At 65.6% G+C, this 11,513-nt stretch carries 8 protein-coding genes and 2 pseudogenes; 7 read left to right on the top strand and 3 right to left on the bottom strand.

Annotation, left to right across the window (positions count from 1 at the left end; translation table 11 throughout):
* The first annotated feature begins 15 nt into the window (after positions 1-15).
* The 5 genes and pseudogenes from MPSD_RS23380 (at position 16) to MPSD_RS23365 (ending at position 4,645) form a co-directional block, all read left to right on the top strand.
* Complete coding sequence (locus tag MPSD_RS23380) at positions 16-1,716, top strand: PE family protein (protein WP_020786098.1); 1,701 nt, start codon at positions 16-18, stop codon at positions 1,714-1,716.
* Between the two features lie 118 nt (positions 1,717-1,834).
* Complete coding sequence (locus MPSD_RS23375) at positions 1,835-2,896, top strand: PE family protein (RefSeq protein WP_020786099.1); 1,062 nt, start codon at positions 1,835-1,837, stop codon at positions 2,894-2,896.
* Between the two features lie 47 nt (positions 2,897-2,943).
* Positions 2,944-3,138 (top strand): annotated as a pseudogene (locus MPSD_RS29835) (DNA-formamidopyrimidine glycosylase family protein); the annotation flags it as partial.
* 201 nt (positions 3,139-3,339) lie between these two features.
* Entirely contained in the window at positions 3,340-3,807 is a 468-nt protein-coding gene (locus MPSD_RS29830; RefSeq protein ID WP_180338886.1) for a zinc finger domain-containing protein, read from the top strand.
* A gap of 88 nt (positions 3,808-3,895) precedes the next feature.
* Positions 3,896-4,645 (top strand): SDR family oxidoreductase, encoded by a 750-nt coding sequence (locus tag MPSD_RS23365; RefSeq protein ID WP_012396107.1) that lies wholly within the window; start codon positions 3,896-3,898, stop codon positions 4,643-4,645.
* A gap of 64 nt (positions 4,646-4,709) precedes the next feature.
* Here MPSD_RS23365 and pgi read toward each other — a convergent pair whose 3' ends face one another.
* Genes pgi through MPSD_RS23350 form a run of 3 tightly spaced genes read right to left on the bottom strand, consistent with a single transcriptional unit; the run spans position 4,710 to position 7,765 of the window.
* Positions 4,710-6,374, bottom strand: a complete 1,665-nt coding sequence (gene pgi, locus MPSD_RS23360; protein WP_086085858.1) for a glucose-6-phosphate isomerase — start codon at positions 6,372-6,374, stop codon at positions 4,710-4,712.
* Positions 6,375-6,416: 42 nt separating this feature from the next.
* Positions 6,417-7,412 carry an esterase family protein gene (locus MPSD_RS23355; protein ID WP_086085860.1) on the bottom strand — a complete coding sequence of 332 codons (996 nt, stop codon included), beginning with the start codon at positions 7,410-7,412 and terminating at the stop codon, positions 6,417-6,419.
* Positions 7,413-7,450: 38 nt separating this feature from the next.
* On the bottom strand, positions 7,451-7,765 hold the full coding sequence (locus MPSD_RS23350; RefSeq protein ID WP_083866496.1) for a chorismate mutase: 315 nt from the start codon (positions 7,763-7,765) through the stop codon (positions 7,451-7,453).
* A 438-nt stretch (positions 7,766-8,203) separates the two neighbouring features.
* On the opposite strand from MPSD_RS23350, the gene MPSD_RS23335 reads away from it, so the two are divergent.
* Together MPSD_RS23335 and MPSD_RS23330 are read left to right on the top strand one after the other, a co-directional pair.
* Positions 8,204-9,406: an ISAs1-like element IS2404/ISMul1 family transposase gene (locus MPSD_RS23335; protein WP_420811970.1), complete on the top strand. Its 1,203-nt coding sequence runs from the start codon at positions 8,204-8,206 to the stop codon at positions 9,404-9,406.
* Positions 9,407-9,531: 125 nt separating this feature from the next.
* Positions 9,532-11,507, top strand: a pseudogene (locus MPSD_RS23330) (PPE domain-containing protein).
* Positions 11,508-11,513: the final 6 nt, after the last annotated feature.

Raw genomic sequence — 11,513 nt, 5'->3', positions numbered from 1 at the left:
TCAGAGGAGCCATCGATGTCTTACCTCTTCGCTGCGCCCGAGTTAGTTGCTTCTGCAGCAACGGATTTGGCGGGCATCGGTTCGTCGATCAACGCGGCCAGCGTTGCCGCGGCGGCACCGACGACGGGGGTACTGGCCGCCGGGGCGGATGAGATTTCTGCAGCCGTGGCGGGAATGTTCGCCGCACACGCGCAGGCCTATCAGGCCCTCAGCCAGCAGGCGGACACATTTCACGCACAGTTCGTGCAGCTGCTGAACTCCGGCGCCAGCGCCTACACCGGCGCCGAGGCGGCGAATGTGTCGCCGCTGCAACAAGCCCTTGACGCTGTCAATGCGCCGGTACAACAACTGACCGGCCGCCCGCTGATCGGCAACGGCGCCGACGGGATCAACGGGACGGGGCAAAGCGGCGGTGATGGCGGCTGGCTACTCGGCAACGGCGGCAACGGCGGGTCCGGCGCGGCGGGTCAGGCCGGCGGGAACGGCGGGTCGGCCGGGCTGTTGGGCAACGGCGGTGCCGGTGGCGCCGGTGCGTCCGGGGCCGCCGGCGACAGTGGCCTGACCGGCGGCAACGGGGGAATCGGGGGCGCGGGAGGATTTCTGTACGGCCTCGGCGGCAATGGCGGGATCGGTGGCCACGGCGGCGACGGCGGCGCGGCCATCGGAACCGGCACCGACGGCGGCAATGGTGGTAACGGCGGCCTGGCCGGCGCGGGCGGACTGCTCTTCGGCAACGGTGGAGTTGGTGGTCAGGGAGGCGACGGTGGCGACGCCACCGGCGGCACCGCCACATTCAGTGGCGGCCTCGCGGGCTCGGGTGGCAACGGCGGCAATGGCGGTCAGAGCGGGTGGCTGTACGGCAATGGTGGGGACGGCGGAAACAGCGGTAGCGGTGGCACCTTCGAGAGCGCCGGGGGCTCCGTCCTCAGCGGCGCGCAAGGCGGTGGTTTCGCCGCCTCTGCCGGTAACGGCGGCAATTCCGGGCTGTTCGGCAACGGAGGCAGCGGCGGCAACGGCGGCAACGGCGGACTCGGCCAGGCCGCGAGCGGCGACGATAGCCAGGGCGGCATAGGTGGCGATGGCGCGCAGGGCGGCAACGGTGGCAAGGCGGGCTTCTTCTACGGCAACGGCGGCAATGGCGGCTTCGGCGGAAACGGCGCCAATGGCGGAGACAACTCCGGCACGTCATCTGCCGTCAACGGTGCCGGCGGCATGGGCGGCTGGGGCGGCGCCGGCGGCCAGGCGGGTCTGATCGGCAACGGCGGCACCGGGGGAGCCGGCGGCAGCGGTGGTGCCGGCGGGAGCGGCGGCACCGAAAACGGCGACGCCGGTCCCGGCGGGTTCGGCGGCCATGGCGGCGACGCGCTGCTGTTCGGCAACGGCGGCAACGGCGCCAACGGTGGAAACACCGGGGCCCCCGGGACGCTCAGCGGCGGCGGCACCGGGACCGTGTACCTGACCAGCAATGGCGGCGACGGCGGTCAGGGAGGCATCTTCTTGGGCAACGGCGCCAACGGTGGTGCGGCCGGGAATGTGCCCGCCGGCTTCATGGCGCCTTCGCTCAACGGTATCGGTGGTGACGGCGGCGACGCCTTCCTGATCGGCAACGGTGGCAACGGCGGTGCCGGTGCCGGTAGCGACCAGGGTGGCACCGGCGGCACCGGTGGAACGGGCGGATTGCTCTTGGGCCTGCCCGGGTTGGAGGGGCCCGCATAGCCCGCCACACACACGAGTATTTGCCGAGCCCGATGTCGGGCCCAGCCCGCAGCGTCTGACTCGGGCTGCAATGCGAAAAATCCCGCGGATATGTCGGGATCTCACAGGAGGTCTTTAAGTGTCCTTTCTCTACGCCGCACCCGATTTCGTGGCCGCTGCGGCCACCGATTTGGCCAGTATCGGTTCGTCGATCAATGCGGCCAGCGTTGCCGCGGCCGCGCCGACGACGAGGATACTGGCCGCCGGCAGCGACGAGGTGTCTACGGCCATTGCCGGAATGTTCGCCGCACACGCTCAGGCATATCAGGCGCTGAGCACCCAGGCGGACCTGTTTCACGCACAGTTCGTGCAGCTGCTGAACTCCGGCGCCAGCGCCTACACCGGCGCCGAGGCGGCAAATGCTTCCCCGCTGCAACCGGTACTGGACGCGGTGAATGCGCCGTCGCAGGCGCTGACCGGGCGTCCGCTGATCGGCAACGGCGCCGACGGCGCGGCGGGAACCGGGCAGAACGGCGGCGACGGCGGCTGGTTGATCGGCAGCGGCGGCAGGGGCGGTTCCGGCGGCGTCGGCCAGAAGGGCGGCAATGGCGGCTCCGCCGGCCTCTGGGGCGACGGCGGTAACGGAGGCCTCGGTGGTGAAGGTGTCCAAGGCGGGCCGGGCCACCCCGGCCAGGCCGGCGGTAACGGCGGTAACGGTGGCAACGCCGGCTTGCTGCAAGGGGTTGCCGGAAACGGCGCGGCTGGAGGGTTGGGCGGCAACGGCGGCACGGTGGGTACGGGTCAGAGCACCAACGGCGGGGCCGGGGGCGATGGCGGTTCCGGCGGCTCCGCGGGGCTGTTCGGCGGCGGCGGTGCTGGGGCGCTCGGTGGCGACGGCGGAAATGGCGTGGGTAGTGACGGGAGCGGCGGCGGCGCCGGTAGCGGTGGCGACGGCGGCAACGGAGGATTTTTCTACGGCGACGGTGGCAACGGTGCCGACGCCGGTAGCCCCGGCGCAGGTCAGTCGTCATTCGGCTCGCTCGGCATCGCGGGCGAGGGTGATGGCGGCGATGGCGGGAATGCGTTTCTGATCGGCAACGGGGGCAACGGTGGTGCCGCGGCCGCATTCGGCTTCCCTGGTTTTGGCGGCAACGGTGGATTGCTGTTCGGCAAGGCCGGGGCCGACGGTCCGGGTAGGTAACCTGGCGCGGATGGACACCCCGTTGCGACCATCGGCACACTGAACAGGTGCCCGAACTCCCGGAGATCGAAGCGCTGGTCGACCACCTGCGCCGGCACGCCGTCGGGACCACCATCGGCCGCGTCGATGTGGCCGCGCTGTCGGTGCTGAAAACCTTCGACCCGCCGATCAATGCCCTGCACGGCCAGACCGTGACCGGTGCGGGCCGGTGGGGAAAATACCTGGGGGTGCAGGCGGGGCCGCTGTGGTTGATCGCGCACCTCTCGCGGGCGGGCTGGTTGCGCTGGTCGGACAAGCTGGCGGCGGCCCCATTGCGCCCAGGCAAAGGCCCGATCGCGTTGCGCGTCCATCTCGGCACCCCCGGGGTGGCACCCGGCTTCGATCTCACCGAAGCCGGGACCCAGAAGCGCCTGGCAGTCTGGCTGGTCGAGGATCCGCGGCAGGTGCCCGGCATCGCCACGCTCGGACCGGATGCGCTCGAACTCGGGCCCGAGGAGCTGGCCGGCGTCTTGGGCCCCCACACCGGCCGGATCAAGACGGTCATCACCGATCAGAAGGTGATCGCGGGCATCGGCAACGCCTACAGCGACGAAATCCTGCACGTCGCGAAGATCTCGCCGTTCGCCACGGCCGCAAAACTGTCCGAAGAACAACTTGCCGCCTTGCACGACGCGGTGGTTTCCGTTCTCACCGACGCGGTCAGCCGTTCCGTCGGCCAGGGCGCCGCCACGCTCAAAGGGGAGAAGCGTTCCGGCCTGCGGGTACACGCGCGCACCGGCCTGCCGTGCCGGGTGTGCGGGGACACCGTGCGAGAGGTTTCGTTCGCGGACAAGTCATTTCAATATTGCGCGACCTGCCAGACCGGCGGCAAAGTGCTGGCCGACCGGCGCATGTCGCGGCTACTCAAGTAGTGGCGCTCGAGCATCGCGGCGCTGCGCAGGGTAACCGCCCGTCGGCCCGACAACTCGACGCTGGGCGGGCAGCCGATATGCTGCGCGAATGACCCGCCAGAAAATTCTCATCACCGGCGCCAGTTCCGGGCTGGGTGCGGGCATGGCCCGCGCTTTCGCTGCCCGAGGCCGCGACCTAGCGTTGTGCGCGCGACGCACCGATCGTCTCGAAGAATTGAAAAGCGAACTTGCGCAAAAACATCCAGAAATCACGATCGCGATAGCCGAGCTGGACGTCAACGACCACGACCAAGTGCCCAAGGTATTTGCCGAGTTGCGCGATGAACTGGGCGGCATCGATCGCGTCATCGTCAACGCCGGCATCGGCAAGGGTGCACCGTTGGGCTCGGGCAAACTGTGGGCGAACAAGGCGACGATCGAGACCAACCTGGTGGCGGCGCTGGTGCAGATCGAAACGGCGCTGGAGATGTTTCACAAGAGCGGTTCTGGCCACCTGGTGCTCATCTCCTCGGTGCTCGCCAGCAAGGGAGTGCCGGGCGTGAAAGCCGCCTACGCAGCGAGCAAAGCCGGCCTGAGCTCGTTGGGCGAGTCCTTGCGCGCCGAGTACGACAAGGGCCCGATCACCGTCTCGGTGATGGAACCGGGCTACATTGAGTCCGAGATGACGGCGAAATCGGGCAGCACAATGTTGATGGTGGACAACGAAACCGGTGTCAACGCGCTGGTCTCCGCCATTGAACGCGAACCTGGCCGGGCCGCGGTGCCCTGGTGGCCGTGGGCGCCGCTGGTGCAGTTGATGCGGGTGCTGCCGCCGCCGCTAGCCAAGAAGTTCGCCTAGCGTGCGTGTCTGTGCGCGACACGCCGTTCGCTTGTGCACAATTGCGCACGCTCGCGCCACCGCTCTAGCCGGTGCGTCCGCGTTGGGTTCGGTATCGACGTACCAACGCGTCGGTGGAGCTGTCCGACTGCCGCTGCGGTGAGCCATCGCTGGTGATCACCGGAAGCAACGCCTTTGCCTGAGTCTTGCCCAGTTCCACGCCCCACTGATCGAACGAGTCGATACCCCACACCACGCCTTCGGTGAACACCTGATGTTCGTAGAGGGCGATCAGCTGTCCCAACACCGACGGCGTAAGCCGTTTGGCCAGAATGGAAGTCGACGGCCGGTTGCCGGGCATCACCTTGTGCGGCACCACCGCGGCGGGGGTGCCCTCGGCGGCGATCTCCTCGGCGGTCTTGCCGAACGCCAGCACCTGGGTCTGGGCGAAGAAGTTGCTCATCAACAGGTCGTGCATGCTGCCGGTGCCCTCGACGGTCGGCAGGTCATCGATGGGCTGACTGAAACCGATGAAGTCTGCCGGCACCAGCCGGGTGCCTTGATGCAGCAACTGGTAGAAGGCGTGTTGACCGTTGGTTCCTGGCTCGCCCCAATAGATTTCACCAGTATCGGTGGTGACTGCTGTACCGTCGGCACCGGTCGATTTTCCGTTGGACTCCATGGTCAACTGCTGCAGATAGGCGGCGAATCGCGCCAGGTCATTGGAGTAGGGCAACACGGCGCGCGACTGCGCACCCAGGAAGTTGGAGTACCACAGCCCGATAAGCCCAAGCAGCGCAGGCGCGTTGGACTCCGGCGGAGCGGTCCTGAAGTGCTCGTCGACGATGTGGAATCCGGATAGGAAGTCGGCGAAGGCCTCCCGGCCGATCGCGGCCATCACCGAGAGTCCGATCGCGGAGTCGACCGAATAGCGTCCACCGACCCAGTCCCAGAATCCGAACATATTGTCGGTGTTGATCCCGAAGTCGTCGACCAGACGCCGGTTGGTGGAGACCGCAACGAAGTGTTGCGACACCGCCGCATCGCCGAGTGCGTCGGTTAGCCAACGCCGTGCGGCGGTCGCGTTGGTCAGCGTCTCGAGGGTGGAAAACGTCTTCGACGCGACAATGAAAAGTGTTGTGGCCGGGTCCAAGTCGGCCAGCGTGGCGATGAGGTCGGCCGGGTCTACGTTGGAGACGAAACGGGCTGAAATCCCGGCGTCGGCGTAGTGGCGCAGCGCTTGGTAGACCATGACCGGGCCCAGATCTGATCCGCCGATGCCGATGTTGACGACGGTGCTGATCCGCTTCCCGGTGGCGCCGGTCCACTCCCCACTGCGCAACCGGTCGGTGAAGTCGCCCATCGCGTCCAGCACCGCGTGCACGTCCTCAACCACGTTGCGGCCATCCACGATCAACTCGGCGTCGCGGGGCAGCCGCAGCGCCGTGTGCAGAACCGCCCGGTCCTCTGAGGTGTTGATGTGGGCACCCGCGAACATCTGGTCACGGTGTGCTTCCAGATTTGCCGTACGCGCCAGATCGACCAGCAAACTTATTGTGTCGCGAGTGATCCGGTGCTTGCTGTAGTCGATGTAGAGGTCGCCGACGGTGACCGTGAGATCGTGGCCGCGATTGGGATCGTCGGCGAAGATCTGCCGAAGGTGGGTTTCTCCGATCTGATCGTGATGCTTGCGCAGGGCTTCCCACGCCGGGGTGGCGGTGATGTCAGGGATTGATTGCTCGGAGGTCATGGTTCGACCCTAATGCGGTCGGATTCGCGCTAGTAGGGGCGTCTAGCCCGCGCCCAGCACACGTCGTAGATCCGGTAGCATGGCCTGTAACTGCGCGCCCCAGTACTGCCACGTGTGTAGCCCGTTGTCTGGAAAATTGGATACGCCGTTGTAGCCGCCGGCCGCTTTGTATTTGCTCTGGAATGCCTTGTTGCTCACTCGGGTGGCGTTTTCCAGCAGACTGGCCCCGGGCTTGTCCCCGCCCAGTTCTGCCGAGGGGGTGCCGTTGCCGGAATAGACCCAGATGCGGGTGTTGTTGGCGACCAGCTTTGCGGCATTGACCGTCGGATCGTTTTGCGCGCATGCGGGATCCTCCGCAGGGCCCCACATGGCATCGGAGTGAAAGCCACCCGCACCCAGTTGCGCGACACTGACCAGCGACGGCCACTTGCCCGCGGACAAGTTCAGAAAGCCCGACATGGACGAGGCGTAGACGAAGTTGCTGGGGTGGCGGGCCGCCAGGATCAGCGACGCGGATCCGGCCATCGACGCGCCCACCACCGCGTTGGCCATCTGGCTGACGCCCTTGTTGTTCTCCAGCCAGGCGGGCAGTTCCTCGGTGAGGAACGTTTCCCACTTGTAGGTCCAGGTGCCGCCGTTGCCGACCGCAGGCCGGTACCAGTTGGAGTAGAAGCTGGCCATTCCACCCGTGGGCATCACGACGGACAATCCCGACTGATCGAACCAGTCGAACACCGGGGTGTTGATGTCCCAGCCGTTGTAGTCGTCGCGGGCGAGCATGCCGTCGAGCAAGTACACCGCGTGTGGGCCGCCGCGCTGGAACTCCACCTTCACCTGGCGGTGCATCGCCGGCGACGGGACGGTCAGATACTCGATGGGTTGGCCGTGGCGTGACCACGCGGATGAGGTTGCCGAAGTCGAGGACAGCGCGACGAGCAGGACTAGCAGGGCGGCCGCGGACATCCACGTCAGACGGCGCGCCCGTGAAATCCCAGCCGGCTTTGCTGCATCCATTTCGGCGGAAATGTACCGCAGCATTGCCGCAATCTGCGGCAAAGAGCCGCGTTAGTGACCGTTTAGTGGCCGAGTCGACCTCTACCCAACCGCAAAAGCAGAATTGCCAGGTCTTTACCCTCGGGTCCCAGCTCGCTGTAGCGCTCGATGACCTTCATCTCGCGGTTGTGCACCAGTCGGGTGCCGCCGGAGGCCATCCGGGCCTTGCCGATCGCCTGAGACACCTCGGCGCGCCGCTTGACCGCGGCCAGGATCTCGCGGTCCAACCGGTCGATCTCTTCGCGCAGCTCGTCAATGCTGGGGAGATCTTCAGTGTCGATAGTTTCGGTGTTCATTTCTAACTCCGCGTTCTCGTGAGGTGGGGGTTCTGATCTCATCCGGCATCAGGCCTCACGCGAGAGACGAGCCCCGATCGCCGAAGCGGACCACGGGGCTCTGCGAAAGCAGCTACGCCTCGGGTACCGCTGGCTGGTACCCGTAGAAAAATCGACGCTGCGTGTTGAGCACCAGGAGAGTGTGCCATTAACGGCCGCACCTGCGCAAAAGGGGTATGGGATGTGAGCCCGGGGCGGTGGCCGAATCGCACGCGGTTTGCGGCGATCGCGCTCGCTGGGAACCGCCTGTGAATCATGGCCCGGTTGCTGGAAAGCGCACGGATCCCGGATCCAGGAGCAGGGCTCCGGCGTTGTTGATTAGCAGGCTTGTGAGCTGGGTTGATGATCTTTGGTGCCGCGCTATTGGGGCCGGAGTGTAGGCACGGGCTATCTGGAGAACGATCGAGTTGGTTACTGTTCGTCGTTGGTCTGGAGTTGCCCGTGCCTACCGTTTCAGTATTGCGTGTGTCGTCGGTTCCAGAGGTGTTCGACTGCTGGAGTCCTGGTGAGCGCAGCGAGTTCATCGGATCGGAGTTTCTCGATGTGTTGGCCTCGGTGCCAGACCCGAGGGGCCCACGCGGTCGGAGGTATTCGCTGGTGGCTTTGTTGGCGATCGCGGTTCTGGCCACTGCCGCGGGGATGCGCGGCTATGCTGGTTTTGCCACATGGGCGGCCACCGCTCCCGATGATGTGTTGGCCCAATTAGGGGTCCGGTTCCGGCGGCCCAGTGAGAAGACCTTCCGCGCTGTTTTGTCTCGGCTAGACCCCGCCGACCTCAACGCCAGGATGGGCAGTTACTTCACTGCACACGTGGCCAGCAGCGACCCCAGTGGATTGGTGCCGATCGCGTTGGACGGCAAGATGCTGCGTGGTGCTTTACGCGCCAAAGCGACAGCCACGCATCTCGTGTCGGTGTTCGCCCACCGTGCCCGATTGGTGCTCGGTCAACTCGCTGTCGCCGAGAAAAGCAATGAAATTCCCTGCGTACGTGCCCTGCTCACGCTGCTGCCGGGTAGCTTGCGGTGGCTGGTCACCGTGGATGCGATGCATACCCAGGTCGTCACCGCGAAGTTGATCTGCGCCACCTTGAAGTCGCACTACCTGATGATCGTCAAGTCCAACCAAGCCAAAATATTTGCGCGTATCACCGCGCTGCCCTGGGCCGAGGTGCCCGCAGCCGCTACCGACGACTCCCGCGGCCACGGCCGTGTCGAGACCCGCACCCTGCAAATCATCACCGCTGCACGAGGAATCGGCTTCCCCTACGCAAAACAAATCATCCGGATCACTCGTGAACGCTTGATCACCGCCACCGACCAGCGCAGCGTGGAGGTGGTCTATGCCATCTGCAGCCTGCCGTTCGAGCACGCCCGCCCTACCGCGATCATGACCTGGATGCGTCAACACTGGGGAATCGAGAACAGCCTGCACTGGATACGCGACGTCACCTTCGACGAAGACCGTCAAAGGGCACATACCGGAAACGGCGCACAGGTCCTAGCAACGCTACGCAACACCGCGATCAATCTGCACCGCCTCAACGGCGCCGACAACATCGCCGAAGCCTGCCGGATCACCGCTTTGACCGCCAACCGCCGCCTAGACCTCCTCAATCCACAATTCCCCAGCTCACAAGCCTGCTAATCAACAACGCCGGAGCCCTGGATCCAGGAGCTTGGATATTCGCAGGCTCCGAATTCGGTGCGGCCGGGAGTCGGCGGCTCAGCTTCGAAGCCTGGCTAAGACCGCTATTGGGAAGGGCTGCGGCAATGAACTTTTCGATTTTTCCTCCCGAGATCAACTCCCTGCGAATGTTTACCGGCGCCGGTTCTGCCCCGATGCTTCAGGCCGCGGCGGCGTGGGAAGGCCTGGCCGGCGAGCTGGGGTCGGCGGCGGACTCGTTCGCATCGGTGACCTCCGGGCTGGTTGGGCAGGCGTGGCAGGGCCCGGCATCGGCGGCAATGGCGGCTGCGGTCGCGCCCTACACGAGTTGGCTGAGTGCGGCGGCGGCGCAGGCGGTCGGTGCGGCCGGTGCGGCCAAGATGGTGGCGAGCGCGTTCGAGGCGGCGCGGGCGGCGACGGTGCTGCCGGCCGCGGTGGTGGCCAATCGAAATGCGTTGGTGCAGATGGTGATGTCGAACATCTTCGGTCAAAACGCGCCGGCCATTGCGGCCGCCGAAGCCGCCTATGAGGAAATGTGGGCGCAGGACGTCGCGGCCATGTTCGGCTACCACTCCGGGGCGTCGGCGGTGGCGGCGGCGCTGTCACCGTGGGAACAGCTGCTGCAGAATGTCCCTGCCCTGAGCCCGCTGGCGGCAATCGGCAACCTCGGCGCCGGGAATCTCGGATTCGGCAACATCGGAATCGCGAACCTGGGCAACGGGAACACGGGCAACCTCAACTTCGGCGGCGGCAACATCGGAAACTTCAACTTCGGCAGCGGAAACCGGGGCGGCAACGTCAACTTCGGCAACGGCAATAACGGCTTTTCAATCTGGGCGGCGGGAACATCGGGTCGAACAACTTCGGCAGCGGTAACCGCGGAAACGGAAATATCGGCTTCGGGAACTACCAAAGCACCGGCGGCGCAAATATCGGCGGCGGGAACAGTGGCAGTGGCAACAAGGGATTCGGTAACACCGGAAACTACAACATCGGTAGCGGAAATTTCGGGAGCTTCAACTTTGGTGACGGGAACCGCGGCAGCAACAACTTCGGTTTCGGCAACACCAATAGCGGCAACGTGGGTTTCGGCAACCTGGGCGCCAACAACGTGGGCTTCGGAAACCTTGGCAGTGGCAACGTGGGCTTCGGAAACACCGGCAACAACAACTTTGGGATCGGGCTGAGCGGCAACGATCAGGTTGGCATCAACTTCAACGGACTCAATGGCGGAAGCGGAAACATCGGCGTGTTCAACTCGGGCAACAACAACGTCGGCTTCTTCAACTCCGGTGACGGAAACTGGGGCATAGGGAACTCGGGTGACACCAACACCGGCATTGGCAACTCCGGCAGTTTCAACACCGGGTTCGTCAACGCCGCCTCGCTCAACACCGGCATGGCGAACTCGGCCAACACCTGCTTGGGCGTCGGCAACTCCGGCGCCGGCGACGTCGGCTTCATGAACGCCGGCCACGACAATGTCGGGCTCGGCAACGCCGGCAGCTTCAACATGGGCTTCGGCAACGCGGGATCCGGAAACGTCGGCTATGAGAACGCCGGCGGTGCCAATGTGGGCTTCGGCAACTCGGGTTCGGACAACACCGGGTTCCTCAACTCGGGCAGCACGAACACCGGCGCCGGCAATTCCGGTGAGGTCAATACCGGCTTCGGTATCGCAACCGACAGTGGTGCGACCAACTCCGGCTTCGGGAATACCGGCAGCGGAAACTCGGGGTTCAACAACGACGGCAACGACAACTCGGGCTTCCAGAACACCGGCACCTCGAGCGAGGGTTTCGGAAATGTGGGCAATAACCAAACGGGTTTCCAGAACACCGGCGGCACCAATACCGGCTTCTTCAACACGGGCACCAATGATGTGGGAGTCGGGAATTCGGCCAACCTCAACATCGGATTCTGGAATAGCACCGGGGCCGGAAACGTGGGCGTCATGAACACCGGCACGGACAACTCCGGTTTCATCCAGACCGGAACCGCCAACTCGGGCTTCGCCAACTCGGGCACCAGCAGCTCCGGCGGCCTCAACAAGGGTGACCAGCAATCGGGCTTCGGGAACTGACCCCGA

Source organism: Mycobacterium pseudoshottsii JCM 15466, from assembly GCF_003584745.1.
Classification (GTDB): Bacteria; Actinomycetota; Actinomycetes; order Mycobacteriales; family Mycobacteriaceae; genus Mycobacterium; species Mycobacterium marinum.
Note: the sequence above shows the minus strand (reverse complement) of the source record. Positions and strands in the feature narration are given on the sequence as shown.

Excerpts from the sequence above, each read along its gene's own strand:
- MPSD_RS23380 (WP_020786098.1), top strand. The coding sequence starts at position 16 with ATGTCTTACCTCTTCGCTGCGCCCGAGTTAGTTGCTTCTGCAGCAACG.
- MPSD_RS23365 (WP_012396107.1), top strand. The coding sequence starts at position 3,896 with ATGACCCGCCAGAAAATTCTCATCACCGGCGCCAGTTCCGGGCTGGGT.
- pgi (WP_086085858.1), bottom strand. The coding sequence starts at position 6,374 with ATGACCTCCGAGCAATCAATCCCTGACATCACCGCCACCCCGGCGTGG.
- MPSD_RS23355 (WP_086085860.1), bottom strand. The coding sequence starts at position 7,412 with ATGCTGCGGTACATTTCCGCCGAAATGGATGCAGCAAAGCCGGCTGGG.
- MPSD_RS23350 (WP_083866496.1), bottom strand. The coding sequence starts at position 7,765 with ATGAGATCAGAACCCCCACCTCACGAGAACGCGGAGTTAGAAATGAAC.